The organism is Streptomyces sp. NPDC002868 (genome assembly GCF_055563295.1).
Genome location: NZ_JBVHDR010000003.1, coordinates 365,932 through 390,064 on the forward strand (window position 1 = coordinate 365,932; position 24,133 = coordinate 390,064).

Sequence of the window (24,133 nt, forward strand, 5' to 3'; positions counted from 1 at the left end):
TACGGCACACACGTACGGACTCAGCCTCGGCGTTCTTGCTTCTGCTTGTCTTCCACGCACAGTGTGGCGCGCGGGAAAGCCTGCATACGAGCCTTTCCGATCGGCTTGCCGCAGATCTCGCAGAGCCCGTACGTCCCGGCGTCGAGCCGCACCAGCGCGCGCTCGCTCTGCTCCAGCATCTCGCGCGCATTGGCGGCGAGCGCCATCTCGTGCTCGCGCGTGATGTTCTTGGTCCCGGTATCGGCGTCGTCGTCACCCGCGCCGTCCCCGGAGTCGCGCATCAGACCGACCAGCGACTCTTCCGAGGAGCTGATCTCGTTCGTCAGTCGGACCACCTCGCTCTCCAGCCCGGCACGCGCCTCGGCGACCTCCTCCACTGTCCATGGGTCCTCGCCGGGCCGTACGGCGAGCTCCCCCGGCGGCGTCGCGGCCACTGTAGGGGTCGTGGGCACCGCCACCGCGCTGTCGCCGGCTGCCGATGCCCCACCCGCGGTCTTCTTCGCTCCCACCGTCCTGGCTCCCGTCTGCTTCGCGGCCTCGGCCGCCCCCTTGGCCGCGGTTGCGGCCTTGTTCGCGGCCTTCTTGGCCACGGCCTTCCTCGCAGGTGCCTTCTTCACCGGCGGCGCCTGGGCCGCCGGCGCGGCAGTCTCCGCCACGACAGCGGCGTTCTTGGCGGTCGCATCCTTGGCGGTCGCCTTCTTCGCGGTCGCATCCTTGGCGGTCGCCTTCTTCGCGGTCGCGTCCTTGGCGGTCGCCTTTTTCGCGGTCGTTTTCGTGGGGGTCGCTTTCTTGGTGGTCGTGGCCTTCGGGGTTGTCTTCTTCGCCGGCGCCTTCTTCGCGGCTTTCTTGGCCGTGGCCTTGGTGGCCACCGCCTTCCTCGCGGTCGTCTGCACGGTCGTCGTCTTTGTCGCGGTCGTGTTCGTGGGGGTCGCCTTCTTCGTCGCCGTGGCCTTCTTGGGGGTGGCCTTCTTGGGGGTGGCCTTCTTGGGGGTGGCCTTCTTGGGGGTGGCCTTCTTGGGGGTGGCCTTCTTGGCAGCTGCTTTCTTGGCAGCTGCTTTCTTGGGCGGTGCCTTCTTGGGCGGTGCCTTGGGCGGTGCCTTCTTCGGCGGTGCCTTCTTGGCGGGAGCCTTGTCGGCGGGGGCCTTCCTTGCAGCTGCCTTCCGGGGCGGTGCCTTGTCGCCCCCTGCCGTCTTGGCGGGAGCCTCGTCCGCGGGGGCCTTCCCCGCCGTTGCCTTCCGGGGCGGGGCCCTCCTGGACCCTGCCGTCTTGGCGGGAGCCTCGTCCGCGGGGGCCTTCCCCGCCGACACCCTCTTCACCGTCGCCGTCGCCGCCGATGGCTTCTTCCCGGTCCTCTTTGCCGCGGCCCTCTTCGCGACGGTGCCCTTCTTGCCGCTCGCACCCTTGGCCGCCGCGTCTGCGGCGGTGGATCTTGCGGACGCCGTCTTCTCGGCGGTCTTCTTCGCCACCATGGCCGCGGCCCCTTCACATATTGTGATCTTGCTCGCGAGTCGGTGCTGGGACGATAAATCGACACCAGCCCCGCGGCAAACGGGGCACGCCGCCGCTTGGGCCCGCCCCGGCCTGCGACAAGGCGAACCTGCATCCGTTGTGCCCAGCTCCCCGCCCGGTAATCCGCCACTGGGGCGGAGCCGGACTCCGCCGGGGCCGTATGGCCATTCGGGTCAACCGAGCACCCCGCGGGCGGGCCGTGCCCGGTCCGGTGAAAACCGGTCGGCCGCCTTCCGTACGGGCCCGTACACTGGGCGAAGCGAAAGGCGTGGATGGGGACGAGTAGCTTCGTACGCAGCCATGAGCGACCCGGGGACGGTGAGAGCCCGGGGGCGAGCGCGAGGTGAAGCATCACCCCTGAGCCGCCGGAAGAAAGCTCACGGGACGACCGCGGGCGAGTAGACCCGGCATCGCGACCCCAATGAGGGGGCTCACCGGTCACGGCCGGCGGGCCAAGGAGGGTGGTACCGCGGGAGCACACGCTCTCGTCCCTCCGACGGAACAGACATTGTCCGTTGGAGGAGCTCGCCGATGACGCCACCCCAGTACAACCAGGTGCCCGCCCAGGTCGACCTGCCCGCGCTCGAGCACGCCGTGCTCGACTTCTGGCGCGAAAGCAAGGTTTTCGCCAAGAGCCTCGAGCAGTCCGAAGGCCGCCCCGAGTGGGTGTTCTACGAGGGCCCGCCGACCGCAAACGGCATGCCCGGAGCGCACCACATCGAGGCCCGCGTCTTCAAGGACGTCTTTCCGCGCTTCCGCACGATGCGCGGCTATCACGTCGCCCGCAAGGCCGGCTGGGACTGCCACGGCCTGCCGGTCGAGCTCGCCGTCGAGAAGGAGCTCGGCTTCTCCGGCAAGAAGGACATCGAGGCGTACGGCATCGCGGAGTTCAACGCCAAGTGCCGTGAGTCGGTGACCCGTCACACGGACGCGTTCGCCGAGCTGACGACCCGCATGGGGTACTGGACCGACCTCGACGACGCGTACCGCACCATGGACCCGTCCTACATCGAGTCGGTCTGGTGGTCGCTGAAGGAGATCTTCGACAAGGGCCTGCTGGTCCAGGACCACCGTGTCGCCCCCTGGTGCCCGCGCTGCGGCACCGGCCTCTCGGACCACGAGCTGGCGCAGGGGTACGAGACGGTCGTGGACCCGTCCGTCTTCGTCCGCTTCCCGCTGACGAACGGCCCGCTGGCCGGCGAAGCGGCTCTCCTGGTGTGGACCACGACCCCCTGGACCCTGGTGTCCAACACGGCGGTCGCCGCGCACCCCGACGTCACGTACGTCGTCGCGACGAACGGCGAGGAGAAGCTCGTCGTCGCGCAGCCGCTCCTCGAGAAGGCCCTCGGCGAAGGCTGGGAGGCCACCGGCCAGTCCTTCACGGGCGCCGAGATGGAGCGCTGGAAGTTCGACCGTCCCTTCGCCCTTGTCGAGTTCCCTTCCGAAGCCCACTACGTCGTCAACGCCGACTACGTCACCACCGAGGACGGCACCGGTCTGGTCCACCAGTCCCCCGCCTTCGGTGAGGACGACCTCAGGGTCTGCCGTGCGTACGGCCTGCCCGTGGTCAACCCGGTCCGCCCGGACGGCACCTTCGAGGAGGACGTGCCGCTGATCGGCGGAGTCTTCTTCAAGAAGGCCGACGAGGCGCTCACCAAGGACCTCGCCGACCGCGGCCTGCTCTTCCGGCACGTCCCGTACGAGCACAGCTACCCGCACTGCTGGCGCTGCCACACCGCGCTGCTCTACTACGCGCAGCCGTCCTGGTACATCCGCACCACCGCCATCAAGGACCGGCTGCTCGAGGAGAACGAAAAGACCAACTGGATCCCGGACTCGGTCAAGCAGGGCCGCTACGGCGACTGGCTGAACAACAACATCGACTGGGCTCTCTCCCGTAACCGCTACTGGGGCACGCCGCTGCCGATCTGGCGCTGCGAGGAGAACCACCTCACCTGCGTCGGCTCGCGCGCCGAGCTGACCGAGCTGACCGGCACCGACCAGTCGGCGCTGGACCCGCACCGTCCGTACGTCGACGATGTGACGTTCCCCTGCCCGACCTGCCAGGAGACGGCGACGCGAGTCCCGGAGGTCATCGACGCCTGGTACGACTCGGGTTCGATGCCGTTCGCGCAGTGGGGCTATCCGTACAAGAACAAGGAGCTCTTCGAGAAGCGCTACCCGGCGCAGTTCATCTCGGAGGCCATCGACCAGACGCGCGGCTGGTTCTACACGCTGATGGCCGTCGGCACGCTCGTCTTCGACAAGTCCAGTTACGAGAACGTCGTCTGCCTGGGCCACATCCTCGCCGAGGACGGCCGCAAGATGTCCAAGCACCTGGGGAACACCCTGCAGCCGATCCCGCTGATGGATCAGCACGGCGCCGACGCGGTCCGCTGGTTCATGGCGGCGGGCGGTTCCCCGTGGGCCGCGCGCAGGGTGGGCCATGGCACGATCCAGGAGGTCGTGCGCAAGACCCTCCTCACGTACTGGAACACGGTGGCCTTCCAGGCCCTGTACGCGCGCACGTCCAACTGGGCGCCGTCCGCGGCGGATCCGGCCCCGGCGGAGCGCACGGTCCTGGACCGCTGGCTGCTGAGCGAGCTGGGCGCGCTGGTCGACCAGACGACCCAGGCGCTGGAGGCGTACGACACCCAGCGTGCCGGAAAGCTCCTGTCGGCCTTCGTCGACGACCTGTCCAACTGGTACGTACGCCGCTCGCGCCGCCGCTTCTGGCAGGGCGACGCCGCCGCGCTGCGGACGCTGCACGACGTCGTCGATACTGTGACCCGTCTCATGGCCCCGCTCACGCCCTTCATCACGGAGCGGGTCTGGCAGGACCTGATCGTCCCGGTGACGCCGGACGCACCGGAGTCGGTCCATCTGTCGACCTGGCCGGCGGCCGACCTGGACGCCATCGACCCCACCCTCTCCTCCCAGATGGCGCTGGTCCGCCGCCTGGTGGAGCTGGGCCGCGCCACCCGCGCGGAGTCCGGGGTCAAGACGCGTCAGCCGCTGTCCCGGGCGCTGGTCGCGGCGGCGGGCTTCGAGTCCCTCTCCCCCGAGCTGCACGCGCAGATCACGGAGGAGCTGAACGTCTCGTCCCTCGCCTCACTCTCCGAGGTCGGCGGCTCGCTGGTCGACACCACGGCCAAGGCGAACTTCCGCGCGCTGGGCAAGCGCTTCGGCAAGGGCGTCCAGGCGGTCGCGAAGGCGGTCGCAGAGGCCGACGCCGCGGCGCTCTCGTTGGCCCTGCGCGAGGGCAACGCGACCGTATCCGTGGACGGCGAGACGGTCACCCTCTCCCCGGAGGAGGTCATCATCACGGAGACTCCGCGCGAGGGGTGGTCGGTGGCCTCCGACTCGGGTGCGACGGTCGCCCTCGACCTGGAGATCACCCCGGAGCTGCGGCTCGCGGGCCTGGCGCGTGACGCGATCCGCCTGATCCAGGAGGCGCGCAAGAACAGCGGCCTGGACGTCGCGGACCGCATCGCGGTGAGCTGGTCCTCCACGGACCCGTCCACAGTCGAGGCGCTGACGGAGCACGCCGGGTTGATCGCCGACGAGGTGCTGGCCACGACGTTCACCACGGACGCTGCGGACGACAGCTTCGGCGCGCCGTTCACGGACGAGGGCCTGTCGCTGACGTTCCGCCTGCGCAAGCAGTAACGGAACAGTAACGAACGAGGGCCCGGGCAACAGCCCGGGCCCTTTGTTTTCCCCCACCCCGCCGGAGGCGCCCCGTACCCAACAAAAAGGGCAGGGCCCGGGACGTCAGTCCCGGGCCCTGCCCTTCAGCCTGCCGACGGCTACGCGCGATACGCGCGACCCGCCGTCAGTTGTCGTCCTCGTCGATCAGAAACCCACGCATCGGCGACGGCGCCTGCTGCATCGGCTGCGGAGCCTGCGGCCGCACCGGTGCCATCGGCTGGGTCATCGCCGGGGACATCTGCTGCTGACCGCCGTACGACGGGGCGCCGCCCATGGACGGATTGCCGCCCATCGGCTGTCCCATCGACTGGTTGCCGCCCATGGTGTGACCCATCGCACCCGCACCGGCCGGAGCCATCGACGGGGCCGACGGCAGCGAAGGAGCGGACGGGCTGCGCGGCGGGGCCAGCGAGTCGTCCGCCTGGGTCTCCAGCTGACGCAGCTGGCTCTCCAGGTACGACTTCAGCCGGGTGCGGTACTCGCGCTCGAAGCCTCTCAGGTCCTCGACCTTGCGCTCCAGCGTGGCACGCGCGGACTCCAAGGAGCCCATCGCGACGCGGTGCTTCTCCTGGGCGTCCCGCTCAAGAGCGTCCGCCTTGGCGCGGGCGTCGCGCTCGAGGCCCTCGGCGCGGCTGCGGGCCTCGCCGACGATCTTGTTGGCCTCGGAACGGGCCTCGGCGATCGCCTGGTCGGCGGTCTGCTGCGCCAGCGAGAGCACGCGCGCGGCACTGTCGCCGCCGGGGCCCTGCTGCGGCATCTGCGGACCGTGACCGCCCATGGGGCCGCCCATCGGGCCACCCATGGGACCGCCCTGCATCGGGCCGGGGCCGTGCGGGCCGCCGTGGCTGGGACCGGCGGGCAGCTGCGGAGCACCACCGGGCAGCTGGGGCGGACCCATCTGCGGGGGCTGCTGCTGGACCGGCGGTCCGGATATGGCGGCGGGCACCGGCGCCCCCGGACCACGGCCGTCCTGCTGCTCCGGCGGCTTGCGCATGCCCTGCTGCTGCTGGTTCTGCGCGGCCGCACGGGTCGCCGCGGCCAACTTGGCGCGCAGGTCCTCGTTCTCGCGGAGCAGGCGGGTCAGTTCGGACTCGACCTCATCGAGGAAGGCATCGACCTCGTCCTCGTCATAGCCTTCTCGGAGGCGGACGGTCGTGAACTGCTTGTTCCGCACGTCCTCGGGGGTCAGCGGCATCTCTTCTTCACCTCTACGTAGTCGTCGGCAGTCGGCAAGACCGTATCGCTCACATCAGTTCCCCACGCTGTTCACGACAGAGATCAGAATGTAAACAATGATCATCAGAACGAAGAAGGACAGGTCGAGTGCCACGCCCCCGAGACGCAGCGGCGGAATGAACCGCCGCAGAAGCTTGAGCGGTGGATCGGTGACAGTGTAGGTGGCCTCCAGAACGACCACCATCGCCTTGCCGGGTTGCCATGAGCGGGCGAACTGGAAGACGTAGTCCATGACCAGCCGGAAGATCAACACGACCAGGAAGCACATCAGCGCGATGTAGACCACATCCAAAGCGACGCCCATCCCGCGCTTCCCTCTCCCCTGGCTCTCGTGTCACCGGCCTCTCGGCCGGGTCGTTCCGGTCTCGTATTTCTCAGCTCTGGTTGAAGAACCCGCCCTCTGCGATGCGGGCCTTGTCCTCCGCCGTGACATCGACGTTAGCAGGCGACAACAGGAACACCTTCTGCGTCACCCGCTCAATGCTGCCATGCAAACCGAATACCAGGCCCGCGGCAAAGTCGACAAGTCGCTTCGCATCGGTGTCATCCATCTCCGTGAGGTTCATGATCACCGGGGTGCCCTCGCGGAAGTGTTCCCCGATGGTACGGGCCTCGTTGTAGGTCCGCGGGTGCAGTGTGGTGATGCGGTAAGGCTCCCGCTCGGACACGACCTTGGGCATGATCACCGGTGCGTTCTTCTCCAGGCTCGGACGTTCAGGTGTGATGGATGCCACGGGGGCGATTCGTGCCGGACGTCCACTTTCAGCGGGAAGCGGAAGCGGCTCGCGCTGCGCGGGCGGCTGCACCACCCGCACCGGTTCTTCCCGCTCCACCTGGTGGGGGGGCTGGTGCCGTCGGTGATCCCGCTCCGGCTCCGGCTCGGGTTCGAAATCGTCATCGGGATCGAAACCCCGGCCGTCATATCCATCGTCCTCCACGAGGCCGAGGTAGACCGCCATCTTGCGCATCGCGCCGGCCATTCTCTGAGTCCTCCGCTCTGTGGTGGATCGGCATTCGTCACCAAGTGCCCGCGATCCACTCGGTCTGCCCGCATTGTGACGGGAATGACCATATTTTCTGCTGTGGTCCGACTTGCTTCGCGACGTTACCCGAGCCGGGGTCGGACTCCGAGTACCGCAGTGCCGACGCGCACATGTGTCGCTCCGGCCGCCACTGCTTGTTCGAGGTCCGCACTCATCCCTGCTGACACCATGTTCGCAGCCGGATGCCCGGCGCGCAGGCTGGATGACAATTCCATCAGCCGCTCGAACGCCGCCTGTTGCCGTCCCGCATACGGTCCGGCGAGCGGCGCGACAGTCATCAGACCGTCCAGCCGCAGTCCCGGTGCGCCGTCGATCGCGGCGGCCAACTCATCGATTCCGTCCGGCGCGACGCCGCCGCGCTCCCCCCGCTCGCCCGACTCCGCGTCCAGCGCCACCTGGATCAGGCAGCCCAGCTCGCGCTCCGCGCGAACCGCGGCGGCGGACAGAGAGTTGACGAGCTTGAGCCGGTCGACAGATTGCACGATGTCGGCATAACTCGCCACGGAACGGACCTTGTTGGTCTGCAACTGTCCGACGAAGTGCCAGCGGAGGTCCAGATCCGAGCAGGCTGCGGCCTTCGGCGCAGCGTCCTGATCACGGTTCTCGGCCACATGACGCACACCGAGTTCATGGAGCAGCCGCACATCGCTCGCCGGATACGTCTTGGTGACCACGATGAGGGTCACCTCTTCCCGCTTGCGGCCGGCGGCCGCGCAGGCGGAGGCGATACGTTCCTCCACTGCCGTCAGACTGTCGGCGAGTTCGGTTCTGCGGTCCGTCATGCTCGGGTCTCTCCTGCGGGGGGTCCGGGGGTCGCCCCCGGGGAAGGCGCAGCCAGCCAGACATATCCGGCGAGCCGCCCGGTGGTGCGGTCGCGGCGGTACGAGTAGTGGTCCCGCGATTCCAGTGTGCACACGGGCGAGCGCTGCCGGTCCCGTACTCCGAGCGCTTCGAGCTGGGAGTGGACTGCGGCGGTGACGTCGACGGCCGGGGTGCCCCAGCTGGTCTCGGACCAGGCCGCCGGTTCGGCCGCGGCCACTTCTGACCGCATCTGCTCGGGGACTTCGTAGCAGCGTCCGCAGACGGCGGGTCCGCTACGGGCGATGATCCGGTCCGGTTCCGCGCCGAGCGACTTCATCGCCTCGACGGTCGCGGGCACGATCCCCGCGACCATTCCGGGACGGCCCGCGTGCGCGGCGGCCACCACGCCCGCGACCGGATCGGCCAGCAGTACGGGGGTGCAGTCCGCGGTCAGTACGGCAAGGGCGAGCCCCCGCCGCGCGGTGACCACACCGTCCACCGCCGGTACCGGCCCGTCGCCCCAAGGCCCGTCGACCTCGGCGACATCCTTGCCGTGGACCTGGTTCATCCAGACGACCTCGTCCGGGTCGAGCCCAAGTTCCTTTGCGGCGATCGCGCGGTTGGTCAGTACGGCCGCGGGGTCGTCGCCCACCGCTCCGCCGAGGTTGAGCGACTCGTACGGAACGGCGCTCACCCCGCCCCACCGGTCGGTGAAGGCGAAGTGCGCGCCGCTCTCGTGTATCGCGTCGTGCTGCACTGTCACTTCAAGAAGTCCGGGACATCCAGCTCTTCTGCCTGGCTGTCCTGGTACGGACGGGCCGGCGGCACCGCGTGTCCGGAGGCCGGGGAGTTCAGGTCGTTCGCGACCGGAACGGGCTCGGCCGGGCCCGAGGGCTCATCGCGGGTCGGCACCGTGCCGAGGCCGGACGAACGCGAGGTCTCCGTGGAGCGGGACCCAGTGGCCGGCGTCTCCTCGCGCTTGCTCGCGCTGGAGCCGAGGACCGTCTCCCGGCGGGTCGGCGGCTGTCCGCCGTCGAAGCCGGCCGCGATGACCGTGACCCGTACCTCGTCGCCCAGGGCGTCGTCGATGACCGCGCCGAAGATGATGTTGGCCTCGGGGTGGGCGGCCTCGCTCACCAGCTGGGCCGCCTCGTTGATCTCGAAGAGACCGAGGTCCGAGCCGCCGGAGATGGAGAGCAGCACCCCACGGGCGCCGTCGATGGAGGCCTCCAGCAGCGGCGAGGAGATCGCCATCTCGGCGGCGGCCACCGCGCGGTCGTCGCCGCGGGCCGAGCCGATGCCCATGAGCGCCGATCCCGCCTCGGACATCACGGACTTGACGTCGGCGAAGTCGAGGTTGATCAGGCCGGGGGTGGTGATGAGGTCGGTGATGCCCTGGACACCCGACAGCAGCACCTGGTCCGCGGACTTGAAGGCGTCCAGCACGCTCACCTGGCGGTCCGAGATGGACAGCAGGCGGTCGTTCGGGATCACGATGAGGGTGTCGACCTCTTCACGGAGCTCAGCGATGCCGTCCTCCGCCTGGTTGGCGCGGCGGCGGCCCTCGAAGGTGAACGGGCGGGTGACCACGCCGATCGTGAGGGCGCCCAGCGTGCGCGCGATGTTGGCGACGACGGGTGCGCCGCCGGTTCCGGTGCCGCCGCCTTCGCCGGCGGTGACGAAGACCATGTCGGCCCCCTTGAGGACCTCCTCGATCTCCTCACGGTGGTCCTCTGCCGCCTTGCGACCGACTGCGGGGTTGGCTCCGGCCCCCAGGCCGCGGGTGAGTTCACGACCGACGTCGAGCTTGACGTCGGCGTCGCTCATCAACAGGGCTTGCGCATCAGTGTTGATCGCGATGAACTCGACGCCCTTGAGACCGACCTCGATCATTCGGTTGATGGCATTGACACCACCGCCGCCGACACCGATGACCTTGATGACTGCGAGGTAGTTCTGCGGTGCTGCCACGTCGAAGGCCTCTCGCCTCGAGTTACGTGTCGTCGCTTCGCGTTGGTTGCCGCGCTGCGACGACGGATGCCGATGGGACGGTCCGAAACGCCGACCCAAACCCTAACGTTGAAGTTTAGGGTTACCAGTGTGTCTGTTCGCTGGACTCTTCCGAACAGGACACTAAGTCGACAAGTGGCGCACGTTCAACGAACACGCCGAACCTCCCGTTTTTCTTTTCACCCTATGTGATCAGCCGTTGCGCTGACCAACCAGGGTGCTGGCCAGCACATTTGGGCGTCAACTCCTTGACGAGGCAGGGGCGGTGGGCGCACTCACATCGAAGTACCTGGCCTTCGGCGCGGCTTTCATCAGTGCGATGAGAGCGCGCGCCTTCGCCTCGCCGTCCTCCGAGCTGCCCCAGACAACCGTACGGTCCCGGCTCAACTCCACGGTGATGTAGTCGTATGAGTGGACCGTGAGGGCTCTTGTGTCCGCGACGACTTCTCCGGGGAGTTCGCCCCGGACGCGTACCGCCTCGGCAAGGAGTCGGTCCGCGCCGAAACGGCGCAGACTCGGGGACTGATCCACTGTCAATTCGAGCAGCGGAACAGCCTTGGGAGCCTCGTCCACCGTGGCGAACCGGACGCCCTTCGCGTCCACTTCGATGAACTTTGCGCCCTTTTCGATAAGCAGCACGGGCTTTCGCTCGGTCACTTTGAGATCGATCCCGTGCGGCCATGACCGAACGACATCCACCGAGTCGATACGGGGCAGCTTATGCCTGAGACGGGCCTCAATGGCGTCCGTATCGACGGAAATCAGCGGCGCACCGATCGGGACAGCGGCCGCGGACGTCACTTCGTCCGGTGTCAGAACCTCGGTGCCCGATGTCGTGACGCGCTCCGCACGCAGCCACGGGGAGCCGTAAAGCACCCAGATTCCGCCCGCGATGAGCAGGATCGCGGCGGCTGCGATCAGCAGCGCGCGGCGGCCGGGGAGGCGCAGCCGACGGGCCGGGGAGCCCTGGCGGGGCGGGCGGGCCGACCCCGCGCTCCCGCCGGGGGACTTGCCTGCCCCGCGTTCGGCGGTGGTCGGTCCGGCCACGCTCCCCTGCCCTTCTTACGCCTGGCGGCGTGCAGCGATCGCCTCGTACACCATGCCGACGAGCAGGTCGTCGGCGTCCCTGCGGCCGAACTCGGCGGCGGCACGGGACATCTCGTACAGCCGGTGCGGATCGGCGAGCACCGGAAGGACATTGCCCTGGACCCACTCGGGGGTCAGTTCGGCGTCGTCGACCAGCAGTCCGCCGCCGGCCTTCACCACCGGCTGGGCGTTCAGCCGCTGTTCGCCGTTGCCGATCGGCAGGGGTACGTAGGCGGCGGGGAGCCCGACGGCGGAGAGTTCGGCGACGGTCATCGCGCCCGCGCGGCAGAGCATCATGTCGGCCGCTGCGTACGCGAGGTCCATCCGGTCCACGTACGGTACCGGGATGTAGGGCGGCATACCGGGCATGTTGTCCACGCGCGGCAGTTCGTTCTTCGGGCCGACCGCGTGCAGGATCTGGATGCCGGAGCGCTGAAGCACCGGCGCGATCTGCTGGATCACCTCGTTGAGGCGGCGGGCGCCCTGCGAGCCGCCGGAGACCAGCAGCGTCGGCAGGTGGGGGTCCAGACCGAAGGCGGCGCGCGCCTCGGGGCGCACCCGTGCGCGGTCGAGGGTGGCGATGGTGTGGCGCAGCGGGATACCGATGTAGCGGGAGTTGCGCAGCTTGCTGTCCGGCGTGGCGACGGCCACGCCCGCGGCGTACCGCGAGCCGATCTTGTTGGCCAGTCCGGGGCGCGCGTTGGCCTCGTGGACCACGATGGGCACCCCGAGCCGCTTGGCGGCCAGATAGCCGGGCAGCGCGACATAGCCGCCGAAGCCGACGACGCAGTCCGCCTTCGTACGCTCCAGGATCTGCTCGGCGGCCTTGATGGTGCCGCGCAGCCGCCCGGGGACGGTGATCAGCTCAGGGGTGGGCCTGCGCGGCAGCGGAACGGCGGGGATGAGCGCCAGATCGTAGCCGCGCTCGGGCACGAGCCTGGTCTCGAGTCCCTTCTCCGTGCCCAGGGCCGTGATTCCCACGGCCGGGTCCTGCCTGCGCAGGGCGTCCGCGAGGGCGAGCGCGGGCTCGATGTGGCCGGCGGTCCCCCCACCGGCGAGTACGACATGCACCGAAATTCACCGCTCTCCGGACGGACGCTTCTTGACGCGCCGCCTCATCGTCTTCCATCTCACCCCGGGCCTCCGCATGGCCAGGGCCGCCTTCGCGGCGGGATCCTCTCGCGCGAAGGCGATCAGCAGCCCGACCGCGAACATGGTCGGCAGCAGGGCCGATCCTCCGTAGGAGAACAGCGGGAGCGGGACACCGGCGATCGGCAGCAGACCGAGTACCGCACCAATGTTGACCACGGCCTGGGCCGTGATCCAGGTGGTCACGCCTCCCGCGGCATACCTTACGAAGGGGTCCTCCGTGCGTCCGGCCACGCGGATACCCGCATAGCCTAGAGCCGCGAAGAGAGCGAGCACCGACAGCGTCCCCGCCAGCCCCAGTTCCTCCCCCGCGATGGCGAAGATGAAATCGGTGTGGGGTTCTGGGAGTTGCCCCCATTTTTCCACACTTGCGCCGAGGCCGGAACCGAACCATCCGCCGGAGGCAAGAGCATAGATGCCATGGACAGCCTGCCAGCACTCGCCCTGGGGGCCGAGGTCGATCGCGCCGACGCAGAAGAGCCGGGACATCCGGTTCTCGTTTGTCTTGATGAGCATGATCCCGACGAGAGCGGCGACGGCCAGCACCCCCGCGAACAGCCGGGTGGGGGCTCCGGCCAGCCACAACAGTCCGAAGAGGATCGCGGTGAGGATGATCGCCGTACCCATGTCGCCGCCGAGCATGATCAGGCCGAGCAGCAGAAAGGCGACCGGGACCAGCGGCACCAGCATGTGCTTCCACTGGGTCAGCAGCCGCTTGTCCTGTTTACGGGCGAGCAGGTCGGCGCCCCACAGGATCAGCGCCAGCTTGCCGAACTCACTGGGCTGGAGCTGGAACGGTCCGCCGAGGTAGATCCAGTTCTGGTTGCCGTTGACCGCATGCCCTATCCCGGGGATCTGGACGAGCACCATCAGAAAGACGGTGCCCATCAGGAGCGGGTAGGCCAGCGCCCGGTGCAGCTTGACAGGCATCCGGGACGCGAGCAGCAGCAGTCCGGTGCCGAGGACGGCCGCGAGGAACTGCTTGCGGAAGAAGTACGAGGCCGGGAGCGACAGCTCGAGCGCCTTGATCATCGAGGCGGAGTAGACCATCACCAGACCGAGCACGGTGATCAGCAGGCTGCTGCCGAGGATCAGGTAGTAGCCGGTCAGTGGGCGGTCCCAGGCCCGGCGCGCCTGCTCGTACAGCCGTCGTACGCCGCTTCCCCGGGGCGGCCGGGGATCGCTGGGCCTGCGGGCGCCACGGGCTGCGGGCGGGCGTCGCACGGCTCCCCCGGCCCGGCTGCGCAGCGCGAGTCCGGCGTGGGCCGGCACCGGGCCGGCGAGAGCGGGCCCGAGCCCGACTGGGGCTCCTCCCCCTGCGCCCCAAAGGGCGTGGGGGGACCCCCACCGGACCGCGCTCCTCAATCTCCCCCAGACTCCGTCCGGGGGGACCCCCACGGGGCTGGATTTTTCAGCCCGTCCGGCGATTGAGGACACTCCCCCTACGCCCTGGGGGCGTAGGGGGAGTACCGCGGCGCCGAGGATCGGGCGGGCCGCGCTCCGGGCGGCGGTGTCGTCGGCCGGCATGGTCGCTGTCCCCTCCAGTCGTGCCCGGTGCGGCCGCCGGAATCCCGGGCGGCCCCGGGAGGCTCGGCACGGCACGGCGGCCGGGCCGGTCAGGCGGGCTCGGCGGCGAGTGCGCGGACCGCGTCCGCGAACGCCTCGCCTCGCTTGTTGTAGTTGGCGAACATGTCCATCGAGGCGCAGGCCGGGGCCAGCAGAACCGTGTCCCCCGGCCGGGCGAGCCGCGCTGCTTCCAGAACCGCCGCCGACATCGCCCCAGTGTCTGTCCGGTCGAGGTCGACCACCGGGACCTCGGGGGCGTGTCGCACCAGGGCTTCACGGATCAGCGCGCGGTCCGCGCCGATCAGTACGACACCGCGCAGGCGCTTTGCCGACTTCTCGACAAGTTCGTCGAAGGTCGCGCCCTTGGCCAGGCCGCCGGCGATCCACACGATCGGATCGTAGGCCGCCAAGGACGCCTCCGCGGCATGGGTGTTGGTGGCCTTGGAGTCGTCGATGTACGCGACACCGGCGACGTCGGCGACCTTCTCGATCCGGTGCGGGTCGGGGCGGAAGGCGCGCAGTCCGTCGCGTACGGCGGCGGGCGCGACGCCGTACGCACGGGCCAGCGCCGCGGCCGCCAGCGCGTTGGCGATGTTGTGCGGAGCCGGCGGGTTGACGTCCGCGACCTCGGCGAGCTCCTGGGCCTGCTTCTGCCGGTTGTCCACGAAGGCGCGGTCGACCAGGATCCCCTCGACGACTCCCACCTGGGAGGGCCCCGGCGCGGCGAGGGTGAAGCCGATCGCCCGGCAGCCCTCCTCGACGTCCGCATCGCGCACCAGGTCCTCGGTCGCCTTGTCGGCGGCGTTGTAGACGCAGGCGACGGTGTTGCCCGCGTAGATCCGGCCCTTGTCGGCGGCGTACGCCTCCATGGAGCCGTGCCAGTCGAGGTGGTCCGGCGCGATGTTGAGCACGGCGGCGGAGTGGGCGCGCAGCGAAGGCGCCCAGTGCAGCTGGTAGCTGGAGAGCTCGACGGCGAGTACGTCGTACGTCTCGTCGCCGAGGACCGCGTCGAGCAGCGAGACGCCGATGTTGCCGACGGCCGCCGTGCGCAGGCCCGCGGCCTCGAGGATCGAGGCGAGCATCCGTACGGTCGTGGTCTTGCCGTTGGTGCCGGTGACCGCGAGCCACGGCGCTGCTTTTCTACCGTCCCGCCCCCGCAGGCGCCACGCCAGTTCGACGTCGCCCCATACCGGGACGCCCGCCTCTGCGGCGGCCGCGAAGAGCGGCTTGTCCGGCTTCCAGCCGGGCGTGGTGACGATGAGCTCGGTCCCGGCGGGCAAGGTCGCACCGTCGCCGAGGCGGACGGTGATTCCCTCCGCCTCCAGTTCGGCCGCCTGCGCACGGGAGCGCTCGTCGTCCCCGTCGTTGACGACCGTGACGACGGCGCCGAGGCCGTGCAGTACCCGGGCGGCGGGGATGCCGCTCACGCCCAGACCCGCGACGGTGACCTTCTTGCCCTGCCAGGTGCTCACTTGTCGGCTGCCCATCCCGCGTAGAAGAGGCCCAGACCCACGATGACGCACATGCCCTGGATGATCCAGAAGCGGACCACCACAAGGACTTCGGACCACCCCTTGAGTTCGAAGTGATGCTGGAGCGGCGCCATCCGGAAGACCCGCTTGCCGGTCATCTTGAAGGAGCCGACCTGGATGACCACGGACATGGTGATCAGGACGAAGAGTCCGCCGAGAAGGGCCAGCAGGAGCTCCGTACGGGAGCAGATGGCCAGACCCGCGAGCGCGCCACCGAGGGCGAGCGAACCGGTGTCGCCCATGAAGATCTTGGCGGGCGAGGTGTTCCACCACAGGAAGCCGAAGCAGGAGCCCATCAGGGCGGAGGCGACGACAGCCAGATCGAGCGGATCTCGTACTTCGAAGCAGGCGTTGGGGTTGGTCAGCGTCACCGCGTTGGCGCAGGACTCCTGGAACTGCCAGAGCCCGATGAAGGTGTACGCACCGAAGACCATCACCGAAGCGCCAGTGGCCAGGCCGTCCAGTCCGTCCGTCAGATTCACGCCGTTGGACATCGCGAGAATCATGAACAGCGCCCAGACGACGAAGATCACCGGGCCGATCGACCAGCCGAAGTCCGTGATGAACGACAGCTTGGTGGAGGCAGGGGTCTGATGGCGGCTGTCGGCGAACTGCAGTGACAGCACGGCGAAGGCGATGCCGACGATCAGCTGTCCGGCCATCTTGGCCTTGGCCCGCAGACCGAGCGAGCGCTGCTTGACGATCTTGATGTAGTCGTCCAGGAAGCCGACCAGGCCCATGCCCGCCATCAGGAAGAGCACCAGCACACCCGAGAATGTCGGGTCCTCTCCGGTGATCACCTTGGCGAGGGCGTATGCGATGAGCGTGGCCAGGATGAAGGAGATACCGCCCATGGTGGGCGTGCCCTTCTTACTGCCGTGGCTGCGCGGGCCGTCGTCCCGGATGAACTGCCCGTATCCCTTGCGGGCCAGGAGTTTGATCAGCAGCGGGGTACCGACCAGGGTCAGAAAGAGCCCGATGGCTCCCGCGAAGAGGATCTGCCTCATCGGCCGGCGACCTCGCCCTCGGTGGTGTTCTCGAGCAGTGCCTGGGCGACCCGCTCGAGCCCGACCGACCTGGAAGCCTTCACCAGCACGACGTCTCCCGGACGCAGTTCACTGCGCAACAGGTCGACCGCCGCCTGCGCGTCGGACACGTGCACCGACTCCTCACCCCACGAACCCTCGTTATATGCGCCCAGTTGCAACCAGGACGCTTCCCTGCCCCCGACTGCGACGAGCTTGCTGACGTTGAGCCGGACGGCGAGCCGCCCGACCGCGTCGTGCTCGGCGAGCGCTTCGTCGCCGAGCTCGGCCATCTGGCCGAGCACCGCCCACGTACGGCGCCCTTTGCCCATGGCCGCGAGCGCACGAAGGGCGGCTCGCATGGACTCGGGGTTCGCGTTGTAGGCGTCATTGACGATCGTCACGCCGTCCGGACGCTCGGTGACCTCCATGCGCCAGCGGGAGAGGGTGCCCGCCTCGGAGAGCGCGAGGGCGATCTCGTCGACGGACATGCCCAGCTCATGGGCGACGGCGGCCGCGGCGAGCGCGTTCGACACGTGGTGCTCACCGTACAGCCGCATGGTCACGTCACTGCACCCGGTGGGGGTTTGGAGCGTGAAGGAGGGCTGTCCTAGTTGGGTGAGCCGGACATTCTCGGCGCGTACGTCGGCGTCCGCGGCCTCTCCGAAGAGGACGACCCGGGCCTTGGTGCGGGTCGCCATGGCGCGTACGAGAGGGTCGTCGGCGTTGAGGACGGCCACGCCGTCCTTCGGCAGACACTCCACGATCTCGCCCTTGGCCTCGGCGATCTGCTCGCGGCCGCCGAACTCGCCGATGTGGGCGGTGCCGACGTTCAGTACGAGGCCGACCTTCGGCGGGACGAGACCGGTGAGGTAGCGGATGTCGCCGATGTAGCGGGCGCCCATCTCGAGAACGAGGTGTTCGGTGTCCTCGGTGGCCCGCAGCGCGGTCAGCGGGAGACCGATCTCGTTGTTCAGATTGCCCGCCGGGTAGACCGTGGGGCCCTTGCGCTCCAGGACCTGGGCGATGAGGTCCTTGGTGCTGGTCTTGCCGGAGGAGCCGGTGAGCGCGATGGCAGTGGTGCCGAGGCGTTCGACGACGGAGCCTGCGAGGGCGCCGAGCGCGGCGGTGACGTCGGGCACGACGATCGCGGGTACGCCGACGGGGCGGGTGGCCAGCACAGCTGCCGCACCCGCCGCGACAGCGCGCTCGGCGTAGTCGTGGCCGTCGACGTGCTCGCCTGCGAAGGCGGCGAAGAGACTGCCGGGCCGCACCGCGCGGGAGTCGATGACGACGGGGCCGGTGACCCGCACGGCCGGATCCGGTATGTCGTACGACTGCCCGCCGACGATTTCGGCGATCTCGGCGAGGGAGAGGGCGATCACTACTTCATCCCACTGTCTTTATGGATTGCAGCGTTCTCGATGGCGGCGCGCAGGACCTGGCGGTCGTCGAAGGGGCGGACCACGCCGGCGATGTCCTGGCCCTGCTCATGGCCCTTGCCGGCGATCAGCACGGTGTCGCCGGGCTGCGCGCGGGCGACGGCCGCCGCGATGGCCGCGGCCCGGTCGGCTTCGACAAGGACGTCGCCGCGCTCGTGGATCGGCACCTCCGCGGCCCCGGCGAGCATCGCGGCGAGGATCGCGAGGGGGTCCTCGGAGCGGGGGTTGTCGGAGGTCAGTACGGCGGTGTCGGCGAGGCGGGCGGCGGCGGCGCCCATCGGGCCGCGCTTGTTCACATCCCGGTCGCCGCCGCAGCCGAGAACGATGTGCACCTTGCCCTCGGTGACCTTGCGCAGGGAACGCAGCACCGATTCGACGGCGTCCGTCTTGTGCGCGTAGTCGACGACGGCGAGATACGGCTGGCCCGCCTCCACGCGCTCCAGGCGGCCCGGTACGCCGGGGACGGCGGCAATGCCGTCGGCGGCGGTCTGCGGGTCGATCCCGGCAACAGCGAGGGTGACGATGGCGGCCAGGGTGTTGGCTACGTTGAACGGCCCGGGCAGCGGGGCCTCGGCGCGGATCCGCTCGCCGCCCGGGCCGACCGCGGTGAAAATCGAGCCGACTGCGCTGATTTCGACGTTCTCGGCCCGCCAGTCGGCATCCGGGTGGCCCTCGGCGGAGAAGCTGGTGATCGGGACGGACGCCTCCTTGAGGAGCCTGCGGCCGTACTCGTCGTCGAAGTTGACGACCCCGAGCTTGCTGCGCTTCGGCGTGAACAGCTGTGCCTTCGCCAGGAAGTAGTCCTCCATGCCGGAGTGGAATTCCATGTGCTCGGGGCTGAGGTTGTTGAAGACGGCGACGTCGAAGACGCAGCCGTCGACCCGGCCCAGCACGAGGGCGTGGCTGGAGACCTCCATGGCGACCGCCTCGACGCCGCGCTCGCGCATGACGGCGAACAGGGCCTGGAGGTCGGTGGCTTCGGGGGTGGTGCGCTCGGACTTGATGCGCTCGTCGCCGATCCGCATCTCGACCGTGCCGATCAGACCGGTGCTGCGGCCCGCCGCCTTCAGCCCGCCTTCGACGAGGTACGCCGACGTGGTCTTGCCGGAGGTGCCGGTAATGCCGATCTGGAGGAGGGCCTCGCCGGGCTGTCCGTAGATCTCGGCGGCGAGCTCGCCCATGCGGCCGCGCGGGTTCTCGGTCACCAGGACCGGCAGGCCTGTCGCCGCGGCGCGCTCGGCGCCCGTCGGGTCGGTCAGGATCGCGGCCGCCCCGAGGTCCGCGGCCTGCGCGACGAAGTCGGCGCCGTGGAGGCGGGCGCCGGGCAGGGCGGCGTACACGTCACCGGGGCGTACCGCCCGCGAGTCGTGGGTGATGCCGGTGACCTCACCAGTGACCCCGTCGGGACTGGGAGCCTTCGCACCCAGCCGGGCGGCCAGCTCCCCGAGTGATGTCGGGCGGGGCCGGTCCGGACGGGGCGCTCCCGGCTGTTTCGCGGGGGCGTCCTGCTGGGCGGTTCGGTACTGATCAGCATGTGACACGGCGGTGAGCGTACCGGGCGCACCCGGCCCGGGGCGAAGTGAGGGGCTCCGGGCACTGCCGTGGACCGGCCGGTTCCCGGAATCGGAGGTGATCGTTGTCACTGGTGGTTCCTCCGGGTCACTGGCCGGGTTTGAAGGTGACGGGCAGCCGGGCGGGGTCGGCGCCGGTCGGGGCGGCCTGGAGGGTCTTCAGGGCGAACTCCATGACCTTCTGGTAGATCGGACCGCAGATCTGGCCGCCGAAGTAGCTGCCCTTGGTGGGGTTCTGGATGGCGCAGTAGACGGTGATCTGTGGCTTGTCCGCGGGCGCGAAGCCGGCGAAGGAGGCGGTGTAGCCCTTGTAGCGGCCCAGTTCCGGGTCGACGCGGTTGGCCGTGCCGGTCTTGCCCGCGACCCGGTAGCCGGGGATACGGGCCTTGGCGCCGGTGCCCTCCTCGTCGTCGACGACCGACTCCAGCATGGTGGCCAGCGTCCTGGCGGTCTGCTTGCTGACGACGCGCGTCTGCTCGGGGGCGGGCGCGGGGGTGAAGCGGCCGTCGGGACCCTTGGTGCCGCGGATCAGGGTGGGCTCGATGCGTACGCCGTCGTTGGCGATCGTCGAGTACACCGAGGCCGCCTGCATGGCGCTGAGGGAGAGGCCCTGGCCGAAGGGGATCGTGTACTGCTGCGAGGTGGACCAGTCCTGCGGATTGGCGAGGATGCCGGGCGTCTCGCCCGGATAGCCGATACCGCTCGGGCTGCCGATGCCGAACTTGCGCAGATACGAGTGGAGCACCGCGTTGGCCTCGCGCTGCGTCTTGCCGAGCTGGCCGGTCGCCAGGATGGTGCCGATGTTGCTGGACTTGGCCAGTACGCCGTTGAGCGTGAGGTACCAGGTGGGGTGGTCGATGTCGTCCTTGAAGAGCCGGTCGCCGCGGTGCAGCCGGTTGGGGACGACGACGTGAGTGCCGGGCGTGGCGGCCTTCTCCTCCAGCACGGCGGCGATGGACATCACCTTGGCGGTGGAGCCCGGCTCGTACGCGTCCTGGAGTGCGGCGTTGCCCATGGCGGCCGAGTTGGCCTGGGTGAGGTCGTTGGGGTCGAAGCCCGGCGCGTTGGCCATGGCGAGGACCTCGCCGGTCTGGGTGTTCTGCACGATCACGTAGCCGCGGTCGGCCCTGGACTTCCTCACCTGGTCGCTGATGGCCTCCTGGGCCGCCCACTGGATGTCCCGGTCGATGGTCAGCTCGATGTCGGAGCCGGGGACGGCGGGAACCTCGCGGGAGCCCGCGGTGGGGACGCGGCGGCCGCCGGACTGGGCGTAGGTGATCTGCCCGTCCTGGCCGGCGAGGGCCTTGTCGAGCATGGACTCCACACCGCCGCCTCCGCGGCCGTCGGCGTTGACGAAGCCCAGTATCCCGGCGGCGAGATCGCCGTTGGGGTAGACGCGTTTGCTGCTCGGCTCCTGGAAGACGCCGAGCAGCACATTGGCGCCGGGGCCGCCCTTGCGCTTGTCGGCCGCGGCCTTGGCGGCGAAGACGCCCTTGAGGTCCTTGATCTGGTTCCAGACCTGCGGGGTCTGGCGACGGGCCAGCACGGTGTAGCGGGACTTGGGCGTCTTGAGCTTCTTGGCGAGTTCGGCGGCGTCCTTGCCGAGGATCGGGGCGAGCAGCGCGGCCGCCTGTTCCGGCGCGTCGGGGGCCTTGCTCTCCTTCGGCGTGAACAGCGCCGGGTCGGCGGTGATGTCGTGCGCGTCGACGCTGGTGGCCAGGGCGATGCCGGCCCGGTCGGTGATCTCGCCGCGCTCCGCGGTGAGCTTGTGGCTGAGGTAGCGGTTCTTCTCCGCCTTGGCGGCGTACGCGCTCGCGTCGACGGCCTGCACCTGAAGGAGGCGTACGACGAAGGCCAGCATCACCAGGGTCAGGCCGAGGCTGACCAGGCGCAGCCGGGGGCGGGGGCTGCCGAGCCTGAAGGCGCGCGGGCCAGGGCGCGGGCGGCGGGGCGCGGGTCGGGCGGGCGGCCGCCTGGCAGGTCCTGGCACCCGGCGGCGCGGGGGTTGCTTGTGGGGCACTGCGTCACCTGCCGGGGGTCGTCGGGGTCGGCTTCGCGGGCGGGCTCGACGGCTTGGCCGCCCCGGTGGGCGCGGACGGCGCGGGCGTGCGGGCGGGCGCGGACTGCTGTGACTGCGGCACAGCAAGGGGTGAGGCGGCAGGAGGTGAGGGGGCTGCGGCGAGGGACGACGATGGCGAGGGCGAAGGGGCCGGGGTGACCGGGTCCTGGATCTTCAGGGGTGACGGGACCGGGACCGGCCGCCCGGTGGCCCGGCGGGGCACGCCGCGGACCGTGCCGTCCGGGTCGAGGAAGGCGGGGCTGCCGCCGGGCACCATGCCGAGCTCGCGGGCCCGCCGCTCCAGTGCGTCGGGGGCGGAGTAGCTGTCCACGTCCCGTTGCAGCGCCTGCTGCTCGTCGGTGAGTTCGGTGGTCTTCCGCTTGAGCTCACTCAGCTTGAACGAGCCTTGGTTGAGCGAGGAGTTCAGCAGCAGGAGCGTGATCAGCCCGCCGCCGAGGAGCACCACGACCAGCAGGACGAAGGGGGTGCGGGCCGCTGTGCTCGGCCTCGAGGGCATCAGCCCGGCGAGCCGCGCGGCCCGCCCCTTCAGCTGCTTGGCCGCTGCGCTCACACGTCCTCCCGGATGCGCTGCGCTCCCCTGAGCCGCGCGGGCGCCGCGCGGCGGTTCTGGGCGACCTCTTCCTCGGTCGGCAGCTCGGCGCCGCGGGTCAGCAGTTTGAGCCGCGGCTGGTACTCCTCGGGGACGACCGGCAGGCCGGGCGGGGCCGTGTTGGCCGCGCCGGCCGCGAAGACCTGCTTGACCAGCCGGTCCTCGAGGGAGTGGTACGACAGGACGGCGATGCGGCCGTCGACGGCGAGCGTCCCGACCGCGGCCGGGATGGCGTGCTCCAGGACGGTCAGCTCGCCGTTGACCTCGATGCGCAGTGCCTGGAAGGTGCGCTTGGCGGGGTTGCCGCCGGTGCGCTTGGCGGCCTGCGGCAGGGCGTCGCGGATCAGCTCGACGAGCCGGGCGCTGTTGCTGAACGGTTCCTTTTCCCGTTCCCGTACGACCGCGGAGACGATCCGCTTGGCCTGCTTCTCCTCGCCGTACATGCGCAGGATCCGGACCAGCTCGCCGGGCGGGTAGGTGTTGAGGACTTCGGCCGCGCTGACGCCGGTCGTCTGGTCCATGCGCATGTCGAGCGGGGCGTCCTGGGCGTATGCGAATCCGCGGTCCGCCTCGTCGAGCTGCATGGAGGAGACGCCGAGGTCGAACAGGATGCCCTGGACGCGGGGGATCTTCAGACGCTCGAGGACCTGGGGGAGCTCGTCGTAGACGGCGTGCACCAGGGTGGCCCGGTCGCCGAAGGGGGCGAGCCGTTCGCCGGACAGCCGCAGCGCTTCCTTGTCCCGGTCGAGTGCGACCAGGCGTACCTCGGGGAACTGCGTGAGCAGAGCCTCGCTGTGTCCGCCGAGGCCCAGGGTGCAGTCGACGACCACCGCGCCCGGCCGGTCCAGCGCCGGGGCCAACAGGTCCAGGCACCGCTGGAGCATCACCGGGACGTGTCGGGTCTGACTCATGCGCCCTCTCAGGTCCGGCGCGGGGGTACGTACTGCCGGGTCCCCGCCCGCAGGTACGCCGCCACACGCGGGGAAACATCGAAAATTACAAGATGTGCAGGAAGTGTCCGTGAACTGCGCGTCACTTTAGTCCACGCGTCCTGGCGGTCAATCAACCGGCTGTCGCGTGGCGCGGGGCGTGCGGGGACGGGCCGCGGGAGCGGGCACTTCACTCGTACGGACGCGACCGCATCACGCCTGTGGGTTAGGTCACAACAAGGCTCATTGACCTTCTTTGTCCCCCCTCACAGCGGGCCTCGCCTGCCTGTGCCCATTACCGTCATCCTCATGTCGACTTCCGCGCACCACCCTGCCGACGCAGCGCGTTCCGGCGGGACGGTCACCGATCGTCTCGTCGAGGCGAACCTGCGCTACGCCGCCGGGTTCCAGGATCCGGGGATGGACGCACGCCCCGTGCTGCAGGTGGCCGTGGTCGCCTGCATGGACGCCCGGCTGGACCTGCACGACGCGCTCGGCCTGGAGCTGGGCGACTGTCACACGATCCGGAACGCCGGCGGTGTGGTCACGGACGATGTGATCCGCTCACTGACCATCAGCCAGCGGGCGCTGGGCACCCGCAGCGTCATACTCATCCACCACACCAACTGTGGTCTGGAGAGTCTGACGGAGGACTTCCGGCACGAGCTGGAGGACGAAGTGGGGCAGCGACCGTCGTGGGCGGTCGAGGCGTTCCGGGATGTCGATCAGGACGTACGGCAGTCCATGCAGCGGGTGCGTACCTCACCGTTCCTGCCGCACACCGACGACGTCCGGGGCTTTGTGTTCGATGTGACGGAGGGGCTGCTGCGGGAGATCGACCCCGCCGCGTGACC

At 69.8% G+C, this 24,133-nt stretch carries 19 protein-coding genes; 2 read left to right on the forward strand and 17 right to left on the reverse strand.

From position 1 onward, the window contains the following. Nucleotides 1–20 precede the first annotated feature (20 nt). Complete coding sequence (locus ACZ3H8_RS12405) at nucleotides 21–1,469, reverse strand: TraR/DksA family transcriptional regulator (RefSeq protein WP_467400657.1); 1,449 nt, start codon at nucleotides 1,467–1,469, stop codon at nucleotides 21–23. Nucleotides 1,470–2,040: 571 nt separating this feature from the next. Here ACZ3H8_RS12405 and ileS point away from each other — a divergent pair. Further along, on the forward strand, nucleotides 2,041–5,178 hold the full coding sequence (gene ileS / locus ACZ3H8_RS12410; protein WP_467400659.1) for an isoleucine--tRNA ligase: 3,138 nt from the start codon (nucleotides 2,041–2,043) through the stop codon (nucleotides 5,176–5,178). 166 nt (nucleotides 5,179–5,344) lie between these two features. On the opposite strand, the gene ACZ3H8_RS12415 is transcribed toward ileS, so the two are convergent. The 16 genes from ACZ3H8_RS12415 to rsmH form a co-directional block, all read right to left on the reverse strand. Next, nucleotides 5,345–6,415, reverse strand: a complete 1,071-nt coding sequence (locus ACZ3H8_RS12415; RefSeq protein WP_398987828.1) for a DivIVA domain-containing protein — start codon at nucleotides 6,413–6,415, stop codon at nucleotides 5,345–5,347. A 54-nt stretch (nucleotides 6,416–6,469) separates the two neighbouring features. Next, the gene (locus ACZ3H8_RS12420; protein WP_356228355.1) at nucleotides 6,470–6,760 is read right to left on the reverse strand and encodes a YggT family protein; all 291 of its coding nucleotides are present in this window, start codon (nucleotides 6,758–6,760) and stop codon (nucleotides 6,470–6,472) included. Nucleotides 6,761–6,830: 70 nt separating this feature from the next. Continuing rightward, nucleotides 6,831–7,436, reverse strand: a complete 606-nt coding sequence (locus tag ACZ3H8_RS12425) for a cell division protein SepF (RefSeq protein ID WP_307664043.1) — start codon at nucleotides 7,434–7,436, stop codon at nucleotides 6,831–6,833. A gap of 125 nt (nucleotides 7,437–7,561) precedes the next feature. Then, nucleotides 7,562–8,281: a YggS family pyridoxal phosphate-dependent enzyme gene (locus tag ACZ3H8_RS12430; RefSeq protein ID WP_307664042.1), complete on the reverse strand. Its 720-nt coding sequence runs from the start codon at nucleotides 8,279–8,281 to the stop codon at nucleotides 7,562–7,564. Beyond that, nucleotides 8,278–9,063, reverse strand: coding sequence for a peptidoglycan editing factor PgeF (gene pgeF, locus ACZ3H8_RS12435; RefSeq protein ID WP_467400665.1), 786 nt, complete (start codon nucleotides 9,061–9,063; stop codon nucleotides 8,278–8,280). The genes ACZ3H8_RS12430 and pgeF overlap by 4 nt, the downstream gene beginning before the upstream one ends. Beyond that, on the reverse strand, nucleotides 9,060–10,271 hold the full coding sequence (gene ftsZ, locus ACZ3H8_RS12440) for a cell division protein FtsZ (RefSeq protein ID WP_467400667.1): 1,212 nt from the start codon (nucleotides 10,269–10,271) through the stop codon (nucleotides 9,060–9,062). Before ftsZ ends, pgeF begins: the two co-directional genes overlap by 4 nt. 279 nt (nucleotides 10,272–10,550) lie before the next feature. Next, nucleotides 10,551–11,357 carry a cell division protein FtsQ/DivIB gene (locus ACZ3H8_RS12445; RefSeq protein ID WP_467400670.1) on the reverse strand — a complete coding sequence of 269 codons (807 nt, stop codon included), beginning with the start codon at nucleotides 11,355–11,357 and terminating at the stop codon, nucleotides 10,551–10,553. Between the two features lie 15 nt (nucleotides 11,358–11,372). Next, complete coding sequence (gene murG / locus ACZ3H8_RS12450; protein ID WP_398987818.1) at nucleotides 11,373–12,467, reverse strand: undecaprenyldiphospho-muramoylpentapeptide beta-N-acetylglucosaminyltransferase; 1,095 nt, start codon at nucleotides 12,465–12,467, stop codon at nucleotides 11,373–11,375. Between the two features lie 6 nt (nucleotides 12,468–12,473). Further along, complete coding sequence (gene ftsW / locus ACZ3H8_RS12455) at nucleotides 12,474–13,793, reverse strand: putative lipid II flippase FtsW (protein WP_467401285.1); 1,320 nt, start codon at nucleotides 13,791–13,793, stop codon at nucleotides 12,474–12,476. Between the two features lie 368 nt (nucleotides 13,794–14,161). Continuing rightward, nucleotides 14,162–15,598, reverse strand: coding sequence for a UDP-N-acetylmuramoyl-L-alanine--D-glutamate ligase (gene murD / locus ACZ3H8_RS12460; RefSeq protein ID WP_467400672.1), 1,437 nt, complete (start codon nucleotides 15,596–15,598; stop codon nucleotides 14,162–14,164). Further along, nucleotides 15,580–16,650 (reverse strand): phospho-N-acetylmuramoyl-pentapeptide-transferase, encoded by a 1,071-nt coding sequence (gene mraY / locus ACZ3H8_RS12465; protein ID WP_307664036.1) that lies wholly within the window; start codon nucleotides 16,648–16,650, stop codon nucleotides 15,580–15,582. Before mraY ends, murD begins: the two co-directional genes overlap by 19 nt. Next, nucleotides 16,647–18,053: a UDP-N-acetylmuramoyl-tripeptide--D-alanyl-D-alanine ligase gene (locus ACZ3H8_RS12470; protein ID WP_467400675.1), complete on the reverse strand. Its 1,407-nt coding sequence runs from the start codon at nucleotides 18,051–18,053 to the stop codon at nucleotides 16,647–16,649. The genes mraY and ACZ3H8_RS12470 overlap by 4 nt, the downstream gene beginning before the upstream one ends. Then, on the reverse strand, nucleotides 18,053–19,753 hold the full coding sequence (locus ACZ3H8_RS12475; RefSeq protein WP_467400677.1) for a UDP-N-acetylmuramoyl-L-alanyl-D-glutamate--2,6-diaminopimelate ligase: 1,701 nt from the start codon (nucleotides 19,751–19,753) through the stop codon (nucleotides 18,053–18,055). Before ACZ3H8_RS12475 ends, ACZ3H8_RS12470 begins: the two co-directional genes overlap by 1 nt. A 16-nt stretch (nucleotides 19,754–19,769) precedes the next feature. Continuing rightward, nucleotides 19,770–21,701 carry a peptidoglycan D,D-transpeptidase FtsI family protein gene (locus ACZ3H8_RS12480; RefSeq protein WP_467400680.1) on the reverse strand — a complete coding sequence of 644 codons (1,932 nt, stop codon included), beginning with the start codon at nucleotides 21,699–21,701 and terminating at the stop codon, nucleotides 19,770–19,772. A gap of 4 nt (nucleotides 21,702–21,705) precedes the next feature. After that, nucleotides 21,706–22,311, reverse strand: a complete 606-nt coding sequence (ftsL, locus tag ACZ3H8_RS12485) for a cell division protein FtsL (RefSeq protein WP_467400682.1) — start codon at nucleotides 22,309–22,311, stop codon at nucleotides 21,706–21,708. Beyond that, nucleotides 22,308–23,261, reverse strand: coding sequence for a 16S rRNA (cytosine(1402)-N(4))-methyltransferase RsmH (rsmH, locus tag ACZ3H8_RS12490; RefSeq protein ID WP_467400683.1), 954 nt, complete (start codon nucleotides 23,259–23,261; stop codon nucleotides 22,308–22,310). The genes ftsL and rsmH overlap by 4 nt, the downstream gene beginning before the upstream one ends. A 327-nt stretch (nucleotides 23,262–23,588) precedes the next feature. Between rsmH and ACZ3H8_RS12495 the strand changes: the two genes are divergently transcribed. After that, nucleotides 23,589–24,131 (forward strand): beta-class carbonic anhydrase, encoded by a 543-nt coding sequence (locus tag ACZ3H8_RS12495; protein WP_467400685.1) that lies wholly within the window; start codon nucleotides 23,589–23,591, stop codon nucleotides 24,129–24,131. The last annotated feature ends 2 nt before the right edge of the window (nucleotides 24,132–24,133 follow it).